The sequence below is a fragment of the Rossellomorea aquimaris genome (assembly GCF_020172085.1).
GTDB classification, from domain to species: Bacteria; Bacillota; Bacilli; order Bacillales; family Bacillaceae_B; genus Rossellomorea; species Rossellomorea aquimaris_E.
In genome coordinates this window covers 220517-237912 of the sequence record NZ_JAIVAT010000007.1, presented here as the reverse complement: position 1 = coordinate 237912, position 17396 = coordinate 220517, and the positions used below count along the sequence as shown (strand labels likewise).

General features: G+C 45.6%; 20 protein-coding genes. 9 read left to right on the top strand and 11 right to left on the bottom strand.

Annotation, left to right across the window (positions count from 1 at the left end):
* Positions 1-69 precede the first annotated feature (69 nt).
* Entirely contained in the window at positions 70-792 is a 723-nt protein-coding gene (locus LCL96_RS13745) for a 5-formyltetrahydrofolate cyclo-ligase (protein WP_224942019.1), read from the bottom strand.
* A gap of 97 nt (positions 793-889) precedes the next feature.
* On the opposite strand from LCL96_RS13745, the gene LCL96_RS13740 reads away from it, so the two are divergent.
* Entirely contained in the window at positions 890-1342 is a 453-nt protein-coding gene (locus LCL96_RS13740) for a DUF2269 family protein (RefSeq protein WP_224942018.1), read from the top strand.
* A 175-nt stretch (positions 1343-1517) separates the two neighbouring features.
* Here LCL96_RS13740 and LCL96_RS13735 read toward each other — a convergent pair whose 3' ends face one another.
* Positions 1518-1676 carry a hypothetical protein gene (locus LCL96_RS13735; RefSeq protein WP_224942017.1) on the bottom strand — a complete coding sequence of 53 codons (159 nt, stop codon included), beginning with the start codon at positions 1674-1676 and terminating at the stop codon, positions 1518-1520.
* Between the two features lie 47 nt (positions 1677-1723).
* Here LCL96_RS13735 and LCL96_RS13730 point away from each other — a divergent pair, with 47 nt between their 5' ends.
* Entirely contained in the window at positions 1724-2167 is a 444-nt protein-coding gene (locus LCL96_RS13730) for a GNAT family N-acetyltransferase (protein ID WP_224942016.1), read from the top strand.
* A gap of 32 nt (positions 2168-2199) precedes the next feature.
* On the opposite strand, the gene LCL96_RS13725 is transcribed toward LCL96_RS13730, so the two are convergent.
* Positions 2200-2517 (bottom strand): phospholipase, encoded by a 318-nt coding sequence (locus tag LCL96_RS13725; RefSeq protein ID WP_224942015.1) that lies wholly within the window; start codon positions 2515-2517, stop codon positions 2200-2202.
* A gap of 160 nt (positions 2518-2677) precedes the next feature.
* On the opposite strand from LCL96_RS13725, the gene LCL96_RS13720 reads away from it, so the two are divergent.
* On the top strand, positions 2678-3181 hold the full coding sequence (locus tag LCL96_RS13720) for a peroxiredoxin family protein (protein ID WP_224942014.1): 504 nt from the start codon (positions 2678-2680) through the stop codon (positions 3179-3181).
* Positions 3182-3219: 38 nt separating this feature from the next.
* Here the strand turns inward: LCL96_RS13720 and LCL96_RS13715 are convergent, their stop codons facing one another.
* Positions 3220-4131, bottom strand: a complete 912-nt coding sequence (locus tag LCL96_RS13715) for a phosphotransferase (RefSeq protein ID WP_224942013.1) — start codon at positions 4129-4131, stop codon at positions 3220-3222.
* Between the two features lie 110 nt (positions 4132-4241).
* Between LCL96_RS13715 and LCL96_RS13710 the strand changes: the two genes are divergently transcribed.
* Both LCL96_RS13710 and aldA read left to right on the top strand, forming a co-directional pair.
* On the top strand, positions 4242-5264 hold the full coding sequence (locus LCL96_RS13710; RefSeq protein ID WP_224942012.1) for an NADP-dependent oxidoreductase: 1023 nt from the start codon (positions 4242-4244) through the stop codon (positions 5262-5264).
* Between the two features lie 175 nt (positions 5265-5439).
* On the top strand, positions 5440-6888 hold the full coding sequence (aldA, locus tag LCL96_RS13705) for an aldehyde dehydrogenase (RefSeq protein WP_224942011.1): 1449 nt from the start codon (positions 5440-5442) through the stop codon (positions 6886-6888).
* Positions 6889-7104: 216 nt separating this feature from the next.
* On the opposite strand, the gene LCL96_RS13700 is transcribed toward aldA, so the two are convergent.
* Positions 7105-7338, bottom strand: a complete 234-nt coding sequence (locus tag LCL96_RS13700; RefSeq protein WP_224942010.1) for a hypothetical protein — start codon at positions 7336-7338, stop codon at positions 7105-7107.
* Positions 7339-7489: 151 nt separating this feature from the next.
* Between LCL96_RS13700 and LCL96_RS13695 the strand changes: the two genes are divergently transcribed.
* Positions 7490-7924 carry an RDD family protein gene (locus tag LCL96_RS13695; protein WP_224942009.1) on the top strand — a complete coding sequence of 145 codons (435 nt, stop codon included), beginning with the start codon at positions 7490-7492 and terminating at the stop codon, positions 7922-7924.
* A 23-nt stretch (positions 7925-7947) separates the two neighbouring features.
* Here the strand turns inward: LCL96_RS13695 and LCL96_RS13690 are convergent, their stop codons facing one another.
* Positions 7948-8364 carry a GNAT family N-acetyltransferase gene (locus tag LCL96_RS13690; protein WP_224942008.1) on the bottom strand — a complete coding sequence of 139 codons (417 nt, stop codon included), beginning with the start codon at positions 8362-8364 and terminating at the stop codon, positions 7948-7950.
* Positions 8365-8496: 132 nt separating this feature from the next.
* On the opposite strand from LCL96_RS13690, the gene LCL96_RS13685 reads away from it, so the two are divergent.
* Together LCL96_RS13685 and LCL96_RS13680 are read left to right on the top strand one after the other, a co-directional pair.
* Complete coding sequence (locus LCL96_RS13685) at positions 8497-9297, top strand: VLRF1 family aeRF1-type release factor (RefSeq protein WP_224942007.1); 801 nt, start codon at positions 8497-8499, stop codon at positions 9295-9297.
* Positions 9298-9571: 274 nt separating this feature from the next.
* The gene (locus LCL96_RS13680; protein WP_224942006.1) at positions 9572-9859 is read left to right on the top strand and encodes a hypothetical protein; all 288 of its coding nucleotides are present in this window, start codon (positions 9572-9574) and stop codon (positions 9857-9859) included.
* A 46-nt stretch (positions 9860-9905) separates the two neighbouring features.
* Here LCL96_RS13680 and LCL96_RS13675 read toward each other — a convergent pair whose 3' ends face one another.
* Positions 9906-11864, bottom strand: a complete 1959-nt coding sequence (locus LCL96_RS13675) for a phospholipase D-like domain-containing protein (protein WP_224942005.1) — start codon at positions 11862-11864, stop codon at positions 9906-9908.
* Positions 11865-12146: 282 nt separating this feature from the next.
* A complete protein-coding gene (locus tag LCL96_RS13670; protein WP_224942004.1) occupies positions 12147-12956 on the bottom strand; it encodes an RDD family protein in 810 nt (269 codons plus the stop codon).
* 104 nt (positions 12957-13060) lie between these two features.
* On the opposite strand from LCL96_RS13670, the gene LCL96_RS13665 reads away from it, so the two are divergent.
* Positions 13061-14023 (top strand): stage II sporulation protein M, encoded by a 963-nt coding sequence (locus LCL96_RS13665; protein ID WP_224942003.1) that lies wholly within the window; start codon positions 13061-13063, stop codon positions 14021-14023.
* Here LCL96_RS13665 and LCL96_RS13660 read toward each other — a convergent pair.
* Genes LCL96_RS13660 through LCL96_RS13650 form a run of 3 tightly spaced genes read right to left on the bottom strand, consistent with a single transcriptional unit; the run spans position 14015 to position 17380 of the window.
* Complete coding sequence (locus LCL96_RS13660; RefSeq protein ID WP_224942002.1) at positions 14015-15373, bottom strand: DUF58 domain-containing protein; 1359 nt, start codon at positions 15371-15373, stop codon at positions 14015-14017. The two genes, LCL96_RS13665 and LCL96_RS13660, sit on opposite strands and share 9 nt — an antisense overlap.
* The gene (locus tag LCL96_RS13655) at positions 15324-16253 is read right to left on the bottom strand and encodes an AAA family ATPase (RefSeq protein WP_224942001.1); all 930 of its coding nucleotides are present in this window, start codon (positions 16251-16253) and stop codon (positions 15324-15326) included. The genes LCL96_RS13660 and LCL96_RS13655 overlap by 50 nt, the downstream gene beginning before the upstream one ends.
* Positions 16250-17380: a DUF4350 domain-containing protein gene (locus LCL96_RS13650; RefSeq protein ID WP_224942000.1), complete on the bottom strand. Its 1131-nt coding sequence runs from the start codon at positions 17378-17380 to the stop codon at positions 16250-16252. The genes LCL96_RS13655 and LCL96_RS13650 overlap by 4 nt, the downstream gene beginning before the upstream one ends.
* Positions 17381-17396 lie beyond the last annotated feature (16 nt).

Sequence of the window (17396 nt, the reverse complement as noted above, 5' to 3'; positions counted from 1 at the left end):
GGGACGGACCTCCAAAATCACCACTATTCACTAGAGGATCCTTATCATATCAATGTTTCTGTTGTTAAATCAGAGGTCCGTCCCTCTGGCAAAACCCTTCAATTCTTTCAAGATCGGCATTTTTTCCATTTCGTCTGCGGTTACGTGGTCCCACTCGATTCCTTGTGGTTTTGGGTATGGGGTGTTGGTTTCTTTGATGCCTTCTTCGGTTATGATCCAGTCGACTGCGAGATCGTAGGAATCTCTTGGGATGTTGTCTTCTACGAGCTGCCTGCTATTAATGGTTGTGATGACCGGTACCGGCTTATTCCCGATTTCCCGGAGTATGGCATATTCACGGTCGGCATAGCCCTCTCCCTTCCCAAGCCTCCTACCGTCGGGGTGGATGGCAACGGAACCCACCACAATCAGGTCGATGTTAGGTATGTCCGTCAAGGGTACGACTTTTCCATATGTATTCATATGCTTGATGCTCGCAGCTTTTCTCTCTTCCCCGCCAGGGACCCATTCAGGCTTGATCATGACAAACCCGTCCTTTAAGCGTGGCGTCGGAATGAGCAGGGTTTTTCCGTCCTTTAGGATAGCTGCCCTGAGAGGAAGCTGCGGGGCATCCGGATTCACTTTTACTACACCTGCCGATTTATAGATATCCATACTTTGTACATGTGAGGCCGCTTTTTCTGCCCCTTTAACATTTGGGATCCTTCCCACTAACGGAAATGGAAACCTGCCAAGCTTCTCTTCGGTCAGGCGGTTCCATACTTTGTGCCTAATTTCATCCTTCACACTCATACTTTTTTCTCCCCTTTTTTCAAAAAACCTGGAAACAGGTACTATTTTACTATACAATGAAGTCTGTTTAAAATTCCCTTAAATGGAGGTGAATAACATGTCTATCTACGGACTATTGATTCTTGTCCACGTTATTGCTGCAGTCGCTGGACTTGGTGCAAGCTTTTCCATGCCCGTCGTGATGAAAACACCGGAGACAGCTCATCAGGCAAAATTCTCTTTAGAGCTTAGCAAAAAAATCGAAACCTTTGCAAAGGTCGGCAGCATTGTATTGCTTATCACCGGGCTCATCATGGGGATCATGAACCCTTATTTATTCAAAGCCGGTTGGTATATTGCATCCATCATCATTTACATCGGTGTACAGTTCATCGTTGCCGGGATCATGCCTAAGAAAGTAAAGCGGATGGCTGAAATCATCCATAACCATGAAGGTGACGACGTTCCTGAATCTTATGGAAAAATCAACTCAGAGTTAAAACCATTCAATATCATTATACATAGTGCTGCTATTATACTTATCATCTTAATGTCTATCAAACCATTTTAATCTGAGTCGCCAGCCTGCTTGTATCGCAGGCTGGTTTTATTATGGGGTTTTAGGAAGAATCATGCATTTGGATATCCACTTTTACCATTTTATGTATTTTTACGCATAAACACTTAAAAATGACGCAAATAATTTCAGAATGACGCAATTCCTTAAAAAATGACGCAATCACAAGCTAAAATGACGCAATTATCCTCATTTCACTTGACTCATAGCCTATTTCCCCTTCGAACCTCTTCTCCTGAACTGTTTTTTCATTCCAAGCAGCCTCTTTTTCAACTCTAACCCGCTTTTCCCTCACCCTTTTCCATTTAATATCGAACATCACCGGCATGTTCTCACCTCATGCTCATAAAATAGTGAATGTAAGGAGTGATTCGAATGAAGATATCCCGCGCCCGCCTTTCAGACTTGGAAGGACTTGTGGAACTGTTTAATAGCTATCGTATGTTTTATCATCAGATGACGGATAAACTCGGGGCAAGGCAGTTTCTCGAAGACCGTCTATCACATGATGAATCCGTCATCTTTGTCGCGACTCAGGATGACGAATATGTAGGCTTCACCCAGCTGTATCCTTCTTTCTCCTCCGTATACATGGAGCGGATATGGAAGCTGAACGATCTTTATGTAACTTCCGGGGCACGGAACCGGGGGGCCGGTCAGATGCTCTTGGAAGCAGCCAAAAAACATGCTGAACAAACGAATGCGAAATCGCTCATTCTGGAAACGGACTCGGACAATATGCAGGCACAGGCACTGTATGAAAGAAACGGCTATAAAAAGGATGACTCCGTTTATCATTACACCCTGAAACTCAAATAGAAGGTCCGTCGAGGGACGGACCTTCTATTATTTTATATCCAAGACCCTCTGCACCGGGCCCTTCCACATCGCTCTTCCCTGCACTTAATCTTCGTCTGAAACTTCATGTATTGATAAAAAAGAAAAGCATGTCTTCCTTCCCGTGAACCATGATCGATTTCACTCTCCAGTTTCCTCATGAACATCCGGTCACACTCACAGGTCGGGCCGTACCGCTCATAGCAAAGATCATGGGCTTTACACGCTGCATCCACTGAATTGATGGGTGCACCTGGGCCGCTGCAACCCGGTCCACACCATTTATATTCAGGGAAGATACATAATTTAGGTCCCGCATTGTTTCTTCTCATCGAAATCTTCCTTTCTGAACATTCATACGTTTTATTTCGAACATAAAGGGAAATACACTCTATGTAAGAAAATACAGATACTATACTGTATGAATTTCCATCTGGTCAGGTTTGTCCTAATGCCTATATGAATCGAAAGAAAAACTAGGAGGAATGAATAATGGCAACTTTTCAATTAAATGATACGGTACCAAATTTCACGCTCCCGGCAGTTTCAGGAGAGACATTCTCGTTTGAGGAGCACCAGAAAGAACATCAAAGCTGGCATCTCATTGTCTTCTTCAGAGGATCTTGGTGCCCGGTCTGTCAGGAAGAATTAAGAGAGCTGCAGGCAAACAAGGAATACTTCGAAAAACATAATGTCCACCTGTTGACGATCTCCAGTGATAAGATGGCAGATCTGCAGGAGTTTGCGAATAAGGAAGATTTGACATTCCCAGTATTGGCAGATGAAAAACTGGAAGCCATCAAAGCCTATGATGTTTTCTATCATGGGGAAGATGCACCTTATGAGGATCACGGTCAGCATGGTGAACCGGCCTACTTCCTTATAAATGAAAAAGGTAAGGCCATGTATCAGCAAAGACAAACAAGTCCGTTCGGCCGCCCCCATGCCAATGAACTTCGTAAAATCGTGAAATACATCCAAAAAAACGTGAAATAAGAAAAAGCCTGGTTGCTGTAATCTCAACCAGGCTTTCTTCATGTCAGCGCAAGTTCCAGGCTTTTCTGTGCTTCCCTGACTGTATGGGGCTGTTTTTCATGATAACCAAATAGAAGCAACACGACATTTGTATAGACGGCTTTGAAGCGTGCATATTCCAATTCGATTTCTTCAACCTGCCCGTATTCCTTGAAAAACAAATCACGACCATTTGAACCAAGAAAGCTATAAACAAGATTTAAATCAACAGCTCTTTGACCGAGATGAACATCTCCCCAATCAATGATCCCCGATAAAACTCCTTCCCCATCCACGACTATGTTTTTAAAATGGAGGTCGCCATGGACCAAGGTGGATTTTTCAGGCAGGACTCTATGAGGTAGATGATGTAGATATTCCTCTAACAATTCCACTCCATGAAAGAGGTTGTGCTTCCTGATTTCTTCCGTGTTCTTTTCCAAAACAGGACGACGTTTCTCAACATCAAGCCGATCGAGCTCATCATAAGGGACTCCCTGTTCTTCTGCTTCACTGACACTTGTACAGTGAAGCTTTTTCAGGAACCGCGCGAGCCTGATGGCTGACGCCCCTTCGCGTAATGCTATTTCTGCCATGGAAGGAATCGTTCCCTTCACGAATCGATATCCGAGAAACGGCCATTCGTATGGAAACGAAGGCTTACCATAATAGAACGGAACCGGAATCTGAAGTCCCAGCTCATTGGATGCAAGCAGCGGTAATAACCGTCCTTCCGTTTCCAAAAGCTTGACCGCTATCTCCCGGCGGGGAAATCGGAATACCCATTTGTCACTCACTTTTATCACCGTATTGTCAAAACCATAGTCGATGATCTCAAGGTCAGTCGGGATCAAATCCGGAAACTGAGACTCAATCAGCTGTCGAGCCAGACGAGTGGTGACCTCAGCCTCTGCATCCCATACATTAGCCATCATTATCACACCTTTCTCAAGTGTTATTCTTTGTAGAATCAGAACTTCTTGTGATAGATTTCAAGTAATCGGAAAAAATGAATATAGTCAATTTCTAAGGAGGAATCGTTATGCTACCTGAAAAACAGCACCAAATACAATTAGTCTCCCGTCCTGAAGGAATGCCTGTGAAAGAAGATTTCCTTTATAAAGAAATCGATGTGCCACAGCCTTCCAAAGGAGAAGTGCTCGTCAAGACACTTTACCTTTCCGTGGACCCTTATATGCGGGGAAGAATGTCCGATGCCAAGTCATATGTCGAGCCTTTCAAACTCAACGAAGCTTTGGCTGGCGGTGTGGTAGGTGAAATCGTGGAGTCACAGTCTGAGCATTTCCAAAAAGGGGACTTTGTAGTGGGCATGCTGCCTTGGCAGGAGTATTCCATTGCCAATGAGAAAGAGGTCCGCGCCATCGATCCGAACGTTGCACCTGTTTCAACTCACTTAAGTATCCTTGGATTGACTGGATTGACTGCCTATTTCGGACTATTGGACATCGGTCAACCGAAAGAAGGCGAAACCGTTGTGGTTTCCGGAGCTGCAGGCGCAGTCGGGTCTGTCGTTGGACAAATCGCCAAGATCAAAGGAGCCCGTGTCGTTGGGATTGCAGGATCTGATGAAAAAGTCAGCTACCTGACAGATACACTCGGATTTGACGAAGGAATCAACTATAAAACAACTGACAATATCTATAAAGCGTTAAAAGAAGCATGCCCGGGCGGTATCGACGTGTATTTCGAAAACGTCGGTGGTGAAATCGGTGACGCTGCCCTTAGTTTACTAAATAAACATGCACGTATACCAGTGTGCGGGGCGATTTCTTCTTATAACAAAACAGATCGGGACCTTGGACCGCGTGTCCAAACGAGACTGATCAAATCAAGCGCCCTCATGAAAGGCTTCGTGGTCAACGACTACAGTGACCGTTTCAAAGAAGGCGCAACCGAACTCGGCCAATGGCTGTCACAAGGAAAACTTCAATACGAAGAAACCATCACAGAAGGTCTCGACAACGTAACCGACGCCTTCCTAGGACTCTTCCAAGGAAAAAACATCGGTAAACAACTCGTCAAAATTGCCGAACCAAGTAAATAACCACTCCTGAGGGACGGACCTCCATATTCACACCCTAAACCCTGATATATCAAGGATCTCGGGTGTGTGATGGGTGTCCGTCCCTCACCTTTTGCACATCCCTAGGTTTACTCTTCCAAGCTGACCGGGAAAAGGGTGTGTATGTGATGAATCAGTTCAACGAGGAGGAGTAGTTGTGAAGAAATATCAGATGTATGTGAATGGTGAGTTTGTTGATAGTATGTCGAAGGAGACGTGGGATGTCATAAATCCGGCGAATGAGGAGAAGATTTCATCCATTCAGTTGGGGACGGAAGACGATGTTAATCACGCCGTAGATATTGCCCATACGGCTTTCCTTTCATGGAGTAAGGTTCCTTCCAAAGAACGGGCTTCGTACTTATATCGTATCGCTGATAAGCTGGAGGAACGCCGTGATTCATTTGTTGAGATGCTAACAGAGGAGAACGGGAAGACACTCGCTGCCTCTGAAGGTGAAGTAGACCTTGCCATCGAGTACTTCCGCTATATGGCGGGATGGGCACTCCGCTACGAGGGTGAAATCCTGGAGAGTGAACGCTCGAACGAGAATATTCTTGTCTATAAGAAGCCGATCGGTGTCGTGACTGGAATCGTACCGTGGAACTTCCCTATGTTCATCCTCGCCAGAAAAGTGGCGCCCGCACTCGTGACAGGGTGTACCATCGTCCTGAAACCAAGCCAGTACACTCCCAATACGGCATGCGAATTCGCCAAGATCATAGATGAAATAGGACTTCCCAAAGGCGTATTCAACCTTGTGACCGGAAAAGGTTCTGATATCGGGAACCCAATGTCAAGCCATCCTAAAGTACGAATGGTGTCTATGACGGGAAGCTACCCGGCAGGCTCGAAAGTGATGGAGGCTGCCTCCAAATCGATCACGAAAGTGAACCTGGAATTGGGCGGAAAAGCCCCTGCCATCGTCACCAAGCATGCGAATATCGATCTAGCCGTTGAGAAAATCAAAACGTCCAGGATCACAAACTCCGGACAGGCGTGTACGAACGCGGAACGGGTATATGTCCACGAGGATGTGGCTGAAGAATTCATCAGCAAGATGACCGAAGCGATGAAAAACACAAAGGTTGGTGATCCAACAAACCGCGACAACGACATCGGTCCCCTTGTAAATAAAGACCGCCTTGAAACTGTGACGGAAATGGTCAACACCGCTGTCGAAAAAGGGGCAAGGATCCTGACCGGAGGAAAGCCGGTTCAAGTAGATAAGGGGTTCTATTTCGAACCGACCGTCCTAGTAGATGTGAAGCAGGAGATGGATATCATTCAGGAAGAAATCTTTGGACCGGTCCTGCCCATCATGACATACAAGGATTTCGATGAAGTCATCGAGCTTGCCAATGATACGGAGTACGGACTGTCTTCATCGATCTTCAGTGAGAACCTCCATGAAATCATGAGAGCGGCCAACGAACTTCGTTACGGGGAAACGTTCGTCAACCGGGAGAACTTCGAAGCCATCAATGGGTTCCATGCCGGCCGCGGGCAATCGGGAATCGGCGGAGCCGACGGGAAACATGGTCTGAATGAGTACCTTGAAACCCATGTCGTTTATCTCGAATATGATGAAAATTACAAAGGATAACAGTACGAAGAGCCTGGCCGCATAACGGTCAGGCTCTTCTCTAATTTACTTTAGCCCAATAAAAAAAAGCCCTCCACAACGGATAGGGCTTTTCAACACATTATGAAATAATAAAGAAATTTGCTAAAGCAATTAAGAATAGTATGATGGCAACACCTGAACTCATCCAAAGAATATCCTGAAAATCCATCTTCATATCAGCCAGTTTATCCCTGTTTAGCAACGTACTTCACTTCCTTGAAGATTTTCAATAAATCCAATCACTTTAAAGAGTGATAGGTCCAATTTAGGATCTGTTGAAGTGGAGCAGTTGGAGCATTCGATTTGACTGACATTCATCGTCGACCTAAATTCTTTCTCACAGCGCGTACATTCCAGTATATGTAGATCCTTTTTCTTTCCCTTGCGATCAAATTGAATTCGCTCTCTTCCCTGGTTAATATATCTCATCCTATTCTCTCCCGTCGAATGTTATTTAGTACATATTTACCCGGTGTAAAGAACATAAAACATGATTTATCTGATTTCTTGGAGAAAATGATACTGCAAGCCTCCTCTATGCTACAATGATCCCAGGACCATATTGACAGGAGGCTGCGACATGATCAATCAACCAGCAGGTTTTTGGATTCGATTCGGTGCAGGCATTGCCAATGGGATTTTTATAAACCTCCCATTGATTGTTCTTTTTGCGATTGTGACGGATGAATTCAATCCCGACGACCCAGGTGTTTCGTTCATCATGTTTCTCTACTTACTATTAACGCCCGTTTTCTGGAAGGGATACGACGTCGGGAAAAAGACGATGGGCATACGAATTGTAAAGAAAGATGGAAGCAATGTACATATAGGGAATATGTTGATGAGGAATGTGGTTGCGGGAATATTCTATTTGATCACCTTTGGCTTTGGTGCCCTCATGAGTGTCTTTTTCGTTATATTCCGGGATGATAAACGTGCGATTCATGACTTTATGGCCGGAACGTATGTAACCAAATCGACTCCAGAAGAAATGTCCCTTGATTCAGGGAATTAAAAACAACCAGCCACGGCTGGTTGTTACAATCTCTTCTCCATAAAATGCTGACTCTGTCCCTTCGGAAAATCCTTAAGGACCCCAAACTCTTTATACCCCAATTTTTTATAAAATGCCGGCGCCTGAAAGCTGAACGTGTCCAGCATCACAAGATGACAGCCTTTCTCCCTTGCATACTCTTCTGCCTGGTGAATTAATTTTGCCCCGTAGCCACCACTCCGGTATTCCTCTGCCACCCAAAGAAAATCCACGTGCAGATGATGCCAGAACATCTGACCAGTCACACCGCCGACGATTTCACCTTCGTCATTCCTCATGATGAAACTGATCTTCTCAAGCTGCGTTTTCGTCTCTTCATCGATCTGAGACACATTGTACTCGATCAACTTTTGACGTATGTAATCACTATCTTCCTGAACCCACTGTTTCTTGATCTCCATCCTCATTCCTCCTCTATCACTCTATTCTTCCTCAAAGAAGATTACCAGTCAATTCCCTTTTTTACAAAATCATGTTTAAACCCCTCCTCAACCGTTTATATGAAAAGTAAGGATTCGATAAGGAGGAGTTACATGTCTTTAAACAAAACCTTACATGTTCTTGAACATTTGTACTTGCAGAAACCCGATAAACTGCTGACCGTCTATTTGAATACGGACCGGAGCGACCCTGATCAGCAGGGAGGCGAATGGAAGATCGCTCTTAAGAACGGGTTCAATCGACTCGAAGAATATCTGGAAAGCGCACCTGAGGAAAAAAAACGGCTTCAAACGATCCGTCCTAAAGTGGAAAACTATTTGCACAGCCTGGAACGCGAACTGCCACGGAGCTTCATCATCTTCGCTTCAGCAGACAGCGGCATCTGGGAGACGTTCGAACTGCAGGTTCCCGTGAAAACGAATTTTTATTGGGAGGAAAACCCCCATCTCGATCAATTGAAGTCCCTGCATGAAGAATTTCCTTATACGGGCCTCGTGCTTCTTCAGCAAAATCAAATCAAAATCCTCACTTCGGTATTTGGTGAAATTCAGTCCAGTGAATTCATGGAATTCGACCTGGAAACCGATGACTGGCGAAAACATGAAGGACCTCATCATGCAGATGTCAGCATGGGGAGCGGAGGCGGAAAGGCCAATCAGCAGGAGGAATTCGAAAGCCGCTTGAAGGCCAATCAACAGCGTTGGTGGAAAAGTCTCGGCAGCATCCTTGATAAAAAGGCAGCGGATGAGAACTGGGAGCGAATCGTCCTCGTCGGTGATAAAGAAGAAGCCGCTGTATTGGAAGAAAGCATGAATAAAAACGTTCATGAAATCATCGGGAAAAACTTGTTGAATGAGAATGAGCATAAAGTGATAGAGAAACTGCTGGCATAATCATCGTGTCCACCGCCTTTCGTCTAGGCGGTGTTTTTTTGTTTGGAGAATATCTGCCGTATTGGGGATTTACGTGCCATTTTTCGGATTTATCTGCCTTATGTTCATTTTATCTGCCGGTTTCTACTTTTATCTGCCAAATCCCCAATATACCTGCCATTCTACAAAAATCGACACATCCCCCATCCTCTCTCAAAGCCCACTAAAACAATTTCCTCAATACAGGCACACACACCCCTTCCCTTCATACACTGAGATAAGGAGGTGTGTGTCCGTGCTTTCACGTATAAAATGGTTGTCGTTTTCAATTGAATTATTTTTGGCTGTTCCCATCTTCGGTAATGTCGCCGGAGAAGCAATTCCTTTTCTCCTCTGTTTAATAGCTCTGTGGCATGCCAGTGTATTGTATATTTCCAGGTCGGAAGATCAGCCGATTCTCGGTAGCATTCTTGGGATTCTTGCTTCCTTCTTGAACTTCTTCCCGATTATCCGATTGATTGCCCATGCGATCACTGCAATTGTACTTATTTTCGAGATACAGAAGGCCCCCGGGATGGAGTAAAAGGTAAAAAGGGTGATCCTCACTTTGAGGATCACCCTTTTTTCTTTTATTGCACCACTCCGCCAGCATTCACGTATCTTGCGTTGAATTCTTGCAGGAATTGGTTCGTGATAGCATCGTCATGAATGATGAGCATGTTCTCATCATTCACATTATTTCCGTTCTCACTCCAGTTGGTCGATCCGACGATCACGGTTGGATCACTGTTTGTATCTGCGTCGATCAGCATCGTCTTGGCATGGAGCTTACGGCTTTCATTGGCTGAGTATACAGGCGCCGGATTGGCCCAACGAGTGTTAGGATTATTCGTACTCGTCTGAGAAGCCGTCCTTCCCGTCATTTCGATACTCGCCGACCACCATTGGTTCCAGAAACTTGGATCGAAAACACCTTTCACGTCAAAGCCAGTCGGCGTTCCCTGGTTATCCACATAGCTTCCTTCCCATTTGTTCTTTAATTCGTCCACCAGTGCCTGGTCACTCCAAGCAAAGATGGTGAAGTATGCATTCTCGTCTGCTTCTGTTTTGACAAGTTCTGTCATGCGTCCAACGGCATCATCCCCTGAAGAGAAGTAGATTTCGACCGTATCTCCTCCTATTGTAAGGGTATGAGGCGTATTATCAATTTTGCGGGTGCTGAAATTAGACACCGTATTATCAGGCGTCGTTGTCCCACTTCCCCACATTTCTTCAAATTCCGTTTTATAAATTGAGGCAAGTTCAGGTGAGTGAACTTCTACGACATGCTGTTGATTTCCATCCAGGATTCCTTGATTCATGTTTTCTTCTGAGCCATAAAGTCCTGTCACCGTATAGTTCCAGCTGCCTGTGAAGACCCATTCACCATCGATCACGGCAAATTTGTTATGCATTTGATTGCCTGGTGAATAGTAGCTGTCCGTATCTTTATATTCTCCTTCCACAAACATATAGCCGGTTGTCGCTGTGCTTCCGACTGTTACATTTCGTTGTGGAAAGTCTGAGAAGCTTGCCGGCAGATTGTATGCCGCCCGTTTCGTTGCATCTTCTACGACAAACATAGGAGAATCCGATAAGATATGGGCATCATCCCCTGTTCCGACTACGCCATCCTGACCGCGGACGAGCTTTTCTAAATATAAGCGCATCGTTTCATAACGTTCAGTATAATGTGGGTCCGTTGCGTCCTTTGCATCCGCAAGAATTCTCACATCCACCCCTTGGGCTGCTTTATTCATCAGTGCATCAATCACTCGTGGCAAATTGATTTCATATGTAGCTAAATCAATGGATGTCGTTGCAGCATTTAAACGTTTCAGCAAGCGATCCTCCAGATTGACATTGTAATTCGCTTCGTTACCAGGCATCGCATATTGCGTCGATGCACTTTTGTTGAAATATACGTTGATCGCACCAAGCTCCTCACTCACATTCGTAAGGGATTCAGTGCCGCCACCAGAAGGAGCAGAAGAATTGGCAGCTTTAGGTGTTCCAAAACCACCTTCATAAGAAGTCGTTGCTGTACTCCAATTGGTTGAAACCGTTCCGCTGACAGAAGAATCAATTCGTGCCATAGTGGCTTTTGTCGTATTGTCCCCTGCATACCAGCTGTCTACTTCATCGATAACAGCGCCTGTTGCATCTTTTAAATACAGGATTTCATTAGAATTCCCAAGGCTTCCTGTATAAATCTGATCGGCTGCTACCGTTGAAATCGTGTTGTCGCTTGTTCTTTCCAGTAAAAAATAATCCTGTGCAGGGACCGTTCCACTTAAAGCAATACTCGGAGATCCGTCCTGAGCTTCAAGGGTCCACCCATCCAAAGATAGATCTGTTGATGTAGTATTGTACAGTTCAATCCATTCATCATTATATGAACCCGTCGTCCCCATCCAGGCCACTTCATTGATGACAGCTGTCTGAGTCGCTGCTTCCACACTTTTGTTTATACCTAGAGGTTGAGCCAACACTCCAGTCAGTAAGAACAGCATACTGATAATCGATAATGAAACTTTTTTTGTCCTCATACCTTTCCCCTTTCGAATACAAATGTATAAAAATGATTACAAGTTCAAGTATATTTTGTCGCATTTTGTAATGTAAGGGGAGAATGGACATGATTTTTCTAATAATTTTGTAAATTTTGTAGAGAAAGTGTAAATCGACGCCACTATCCTCCTACTATTTTCCCTATATTTACTAATCTATTTAGACTATTCGGAAAGAATCCTTTAGATAATAGGAATGAATCTTTTATAAGCATAAAGACTCACACAAAAAAGCAAAGTCTTCCTCAGACTTTGCTTTTTTCACAATTCGATTTCCCATTCTTCCCTTAATGCCACATATAGAAGAAGAAGCGTGTTTTCCAATTCTTCATACGTCTTGCCTTCCATATCGATTCCCAGTTTCGGAAATAAGATATCCGCCAATTTTTTGCTCAGGTGATTCCGTTTTGCCAGTGGCAGCTGCGAGAATCTGTTGGCGTACGTTTTAATCAGGCTCCATTCTTTAGAACCGAGCTGCTTTAACGTCCATTCCTCTACTGACAGGTCTTCCTTTTGAAGCCCCCGTTGACGTATTTCTTTTTCAATGGTTTTTTCTTTTCGCTTCCCTTTCACCCGACGTTCATGAACGACGATGGTTCCTGAGACAATATCGCCTAACCGTTTATGCTTGGAATGAAGGAAGATCATAATCATTCCGAGGAAATAAGCGGCCGGCAGCGAATCGATGATTCTTAATAGATTTCGGATGAAGCAGGATAGAAGGGTCACACTATGACCGTTTTCTTGCATCACTCGTATCCCCAATAATCGCTTGCCCACAGTCTTTCCACCCCAGAAGTATTCAAGGGCAAAGAAATATCCCCAGTTCAATACAAAGAGGCCGATGATGGCGATTCCCCAAAGGGTTGAATTAACATCAAACAGATACCAAGCAAATGGACTGTTTCCACCAGTGGTAGCGAAGACCAACAGGACCACGATCAGAATATTGAGGATGCCCAAAATGATCTGATCGATCATCAGGGCTGCGGCCCGGCTTCCTAGGCCGGCGGGTTGAAATTGCAGGGAAACATATTCAGGGGTCCTGATATCGACTTGTTCTTCAAGCATGTCCTTCCCCTCCTTTTGGTTGATTTTACCTTTAATAGTTTCTATTTTTTTCTAAACTTACTATAATAGGAAATAAGAAATCACAAGAACGAGTAGGTGGCACAATGAACGTAAAGCAGTTTGTCAAGCAGCACCGGGGCGATTGGAAGGCGCTTGAAGATCTCCTTGGAACCCTTCGCAAAAAGAAAAACATAACGGGGAGCTCCATAGATCAATTCAATCGTCTCTATCAAAAGGCTGCCCAGAATCTATCGTACAGCCAGACGTATTTTCCCAATGAAGAAGTGACGGATTATTTAAACGGCCTTGTGTCGAAGTCTCATAATCTATTATACAAAGATCAAGTCTCCAGCGGAAAACAGGTCCGTCATTTCTTCTCCACTACGTTTATCGGACTGCTTCTAGAGCAGTGGAAATTCGTCATCCTGGCGATGGCATTATTTACGATCGGTGCGCTTGGTGCCTTTCTTTCGGTGGTGAATGATCCCCTTCATCTTTATTCGATCCTGCCGCCTGAAATGTCCCAGGGAGTGGATCCGGGTAATCTGGGTAAAAGCGACGGACAGGTGGAATCCTCCATCATGTCCGCTGGCATCATGACCAATAATATCAAAGTGGCCTTTCTGGCATTTGCAGGCGGTGTCACATTTGGTTTATTAACAGTCTATATGCTCATATACAACGGAATCATCGTCGGGGCCCTTGCAGCCGTTTTCTGGCACCAGGGCATGAGCTACGAATTCTGGGCTTATATCGTCCCCCATGGGATGATCGAGCTGACGGCCATCTTCATTGCAGGCGGTGCCGGATTGTTGATGGGCTATAAGCTCTTTGTACCCGGTCGCTTCACAAGGGGGTATCAATTGAAGGAGCAGGCGAAGCGTTCCGTTCAGCTGCTCCTCGGTACGATTCCGCTGTTTGTCATCGCCGGGACCATTGAAGGCTTCATCACACCTGCCGCGATCCCCCTTACTGCGAAGTATATGGTCGCATTATTGACGGTCATCGGTCTGATTCTCTATATGATTGTCGGGAAGCTTCGCCTGAACAAAGCGATCCTACACTAAACCTCGGTTCATCATATCGATATAATGCGAAACGGCCGTCGTGGCCAGTTTCTCTTCTCGGGCCTCCACCATCAGGAGGCCTTGTTTTTCCCACTTGGCTTTCTCCCTCTTCTTGACGAGCATCTGCTTCTGGGCCATGCTTTTCATCATGGCCTTGATGTCATCAACCGGCTCATCCTTGATTTGCTTCATCAACAGCTCATCCTCTATTCCTATCATTAAAAAAAGATGCTGTCTTCTCAAACGCTGCAGATAGTATAGAGCATTGTCCTCATGAAGGAATGTGTGGATGTCGCTGAATAATAGCAACAGGCTCCGTTTCTTCTGAACCGTCTGGACATAATGGAGGACCGCTGCATAATTGGATTCCGCCGCATCCACCTCAAGATTGTAGATACGGTGGAGAATGGTCTGCAAATGGGCCATCCCTTTTGCCGGGGGAATGTAGGCCTTCACGTTTTTACTAAAGGCGAGGACCGACACATAGTCTCCGTTTTGGAGAGCAGCGGCGGCAACCGTCATGGCTGCTTCAAGGGATTTTTCCAAGCGGTTCCCTTTTTTTAGCTCTGCCCCCATCATTCTTCCGCAATCAATGAGGATCGTAATATATTTTCCATGCTCAGGTTCATATTCGTTCGTCATCACTTCCCTGAGCTTTGCCGTCTGACGCCAATTGATCTTTCTCGGGTCATCGCCGACCACGTAATTCCTGATCTTCGAAAACTCCCCTGCTCCACTCTGCTGTTTCCGGATTTTCACCCCTTCATATAATAAAAAACGCTGGGCGTCTTCCAGTACCCTTCTCGTCTCTGTCAAGTCTGGGATGACTTTCACATGATCCTGACTCTTCACCGTCTCTTGTTTCTCCCATAATCCGAGGGAGCTTCGATAGCGAAAGTACAATCTGGTCAATACATAGTCTCCTCTAACCGGTGTCACCACTCCGTAGGAATGGTTCCTGGACGAATGACCTGCTAGGGTCCCGTTAAGGGGTAAGGACGCCTGAAAGCTTTGCGGCGTCCCGTCCAGGAGGCGATAGGTAAGCTCACGATGAGACGTGTTGTTGATAGTCAGGTCCACCTTGTATTCAAGACCCCTTTCCATTTGATCAGGAATACTCCGCTTCACCCCGACTTCTTTATTCGAAGGGGAAAATGTTAAATCAATGAGACTCAATCCGATAAACAGACCATTCAGGATCATAATCCACATCCATGATAAACCGAACAATGAACCAACCAACAGGAGGCCGGAATAACACAGGTACCCAATCAGTAGCCTACCCGTCGGCAAGATCCCCTTATCTTGGAACAGTAATCGACCCAATAAGCTCCTGGATGACTTGGTCAATGGTCAGTCCCTCCAATTCTACGTGCGGGGATAACTGGACGCGATGTCTGAGGGCGGGTCTTGCCACCATCTTAATATCATCCGGTGTGACGTAGTCCCGTCCGGACAGATACGCCCATGCCCTTCCTGCCTTCCCAATCGATATGGCCGCCCTTGTACTCGCTCCGAAGCGAATCGATTCCGTTTCCCGGGTCTTCCTGACAATCTGCATAATATAATCCAAGACCGAATCACTCAGTGTGACCTCTTCGATTTCCCTTCTGATCGTTAAGAACGTTTCCATATCGAGGACCGACTCCACATCACTACGGTCAGCATGATTCTCGATCACTTGCCTTAAAACGGATTTCTCTTCTTCAAATGAAGGAAAGTCAATATCAAGCTTGAACAAGAACCGGTCCTGCTGTGCTTCCGGTAGCGGATAAGTTCCTTCAAACTCGATTGGGTTCTGGGTCGCCACCACAAAGAATACATCTTCAAGGGGATACGTCTCCCCCTGGATGGTGACCTGCTTTTCTTCCATGGCTTCTAACAGGGCAGCCTGGGTCTTGGCCGGTGTCCGGTTGATTTCATCCGCCAACAGGACATTGGTGAAGATCGGTCCCTTGATTGTTTGGAAGCTGCTGTCCTTCATGTTATAGATTGTACTTCCCGTTATGTCGCTCGGCAGCAGGTCAGGTGTGAATTGAATCCGGTTAAAGCTTCCCCCAAGTAAGCGGGACAGCGTTTTAACCATTTGAGTCTTCCCGGTTCCTGGCACTCCCTCGATCAATACATGTCCTCCTGCCAGAACGGATGACAACAAGAGCTTCAGATTCGTTCCCTGGCCTACGATGCGTTCTTCAAATTTCTCCATTAAGGATGTGATTTCTGGTTTCAATGATCCTCCACCTCTTTCCTGAATAATTCGATTTTCTTCGACCACACTACATATTCTTGCTTATTGATTCGTTCTTTCTTTAACACAGCATTCAAACCGGTTACAAAGGAATTGATTTCCCCTACTGAGAAAGTGACCAATCTTCGTTCCAACGGTCCTTTCAGTTCCGTCCATTCCCTGCTTGTCGGGATCCCCCACCGTTCCTGAAGGAGAAGCCTTAGATAATCGGACTGGATATGAAGGGAGGTCTTATACTGTTTTCCTTTCAAATACCAGGCTGAGAGAGCCTTGATTCGCTCATCGCTGAAGCGGACCATCTCCTCCCGGGGGACAAGAATGCTTCCAAACCGTTTCCCCTTCATCCAGAGCCACAGAAGGGTCAAGATCGACAGCTGAAGGAGCAGCAGCAATAGCCATTGAGGATAAAGGGTCGTCAGGGAAGCCTGACTCTCTCCACCATGGAGATACTCATCAATCAGGATGGGTCCGTCACCCGCTCCCCCGTTTTGTAACAGGAGAAGAATCATAGAAAGATGGTCTTTCTTGAGAATATTCCCATTTGTCATCCATGCCGGGGTGGTGGAGACGATCAGTTTCCCTTTCCCCACTTCCGAGCTATAGGCAATCGTACCTGCCACATCCTCCAATAAGACCTTATCCTCTTCCTCCACTTCCAAGCGGACATTTGATAATACAGTAGACTGATATGTATTTCCCTTGCCATCCCTTAAATGATGAACCTCAGTATCATCGCCTGCGGAGATTGTTTTCGTACCGAACATCCCTTTTGGATTGTCCATCATAAGAAGAATCGTGTTGCCCCGCCTCATGAAATCCTCGTACTCTTCCATTTCTTCCTGTGCCGGTATCGTAAACGGTCCTGCCATGATCAGAAGCTGACCAGATTCTTTTTTGGTTAACCGATCGGGCGACAGGGTCCAGCGTCGGACCGTTTCTCCTTCTTTCTCCAAGTACGTGTACAGGGCCTTGATTCCCGTAGGGGAAGGGGACTCCGATACGTATGCCGGATACTCCTTCAGCTTTTCCGGTGAAAGAAAGATTCCGACCCCGATGAATAAACCAAGAAACACCAGGAGCCAGATCCACGCTTTGATAGTTGACTTCAATGCTCATTCCTACCTC

Bases quoted from the DNA above. Each gene is read 5' to 3' on its own strand.
- LCL96_RS13745 (WP_224942019.1), bottom strand. From the start codon at position 792: ATGAGTGTGAAGGATGAAATTAGGCACAAAGTATGGAACCGCCTGACC.
- LCL96_RS13740 (WP_224942018.1), top strand. From the start codon at position 890: ATGTCTATCTACGGACTATTGATTCTTGTCCACGTTATTGCTGCAGTC.
- LCL96_RS13735 (WP_224942017.1), bottom strand. From the start codon at position 1,676: ATGCCGGTGATGTTCGATATTAAATGGAAAAGGGTGAGGGAAAAGCGG.
- LCL96_RS13730 (WP_224942016.1), top strand. From the start codon at position 1,724: ATGAAGATATCCCGCGCCCGCCTTTCAGACTTGGAAGGACTTGTGGAA.
- LCL96_RS13725 (WP_224942015.1), bottom strand. From the start codon at position 2,517: ATGAGAAGAAACAATGCGGGACCTAAATTATGTATCTTCCCTGAATAT.
- LCL96_RS13720 (WP_224942014.1), top strand. From the start codon at position 2,678: ATGGCAACTTTTCAATTAAATGATACGGTACCAAATTTCACGCTCCCG.
- LCL96_RS13715 (WP_224942013.1), bottom strand. From the start codon at position 4,131: ATGGCTAATGTATGGGATGCAGAGGCTGAGGTCACCACTCGTCTGGCT.
- LCL96_RS13710 (WP_224942012.1), top strand. From the start codon at position 4,242: ATGCTACCTGAAAAACAGCACCAAATACAATTAGTCTCCCGTCCTGAA.
- LCL96_RS13700 (WP_224942010.1), bottom strand. From the start codon at position 7,338: ATGAGATATATTAACCAGGGAAGAGAGCGAATTCAATTTGATCGCAAG.
- LCL96_RS13695 (WP_224942009.1), top strand. From the start codon at position 7,490: ATGATCAATCAACCAGCAGGTTTTTGGATTCGATTCGGTGCAGGCATT.
- LCL96_RS13690 (WP_224942008.1), bottom strand. From the start codon at position 8,364: ATGGAGATCAAGAAACAGTGGGTTCAGGAAGATAGTGATTACATACGT.
- LCL96_RS13685 (WP_224942007.1), top strand. From the start codon at position 8,497: ATGTCTTTAAACAAAACCTTACATGTTCTTGAACATTTGTACTTGCAG.
- LCL96_RS13675 (WP_224942005.1), bottom strand. From the start codon at position 11,864: ATGAGGACAAAAAAAGTTTCATTATCGATTATCAGTATGCTGTTCTTA.
- LCL96_RS13670 (WP_224942004.1), bottom strand. From the start codon at position 12,956: ATGCTTGAAGAACAAGTCGATATCAGGACCCCTGAATATGTTTCCCTG.
- LCL96_RS13665 (WP_224942003.1), top strand. From the start codon at position 13,061: ATGAACGTAAAGCAGTTTGTCAAGCAGCACCGGGGCGATTGGAAGGCG.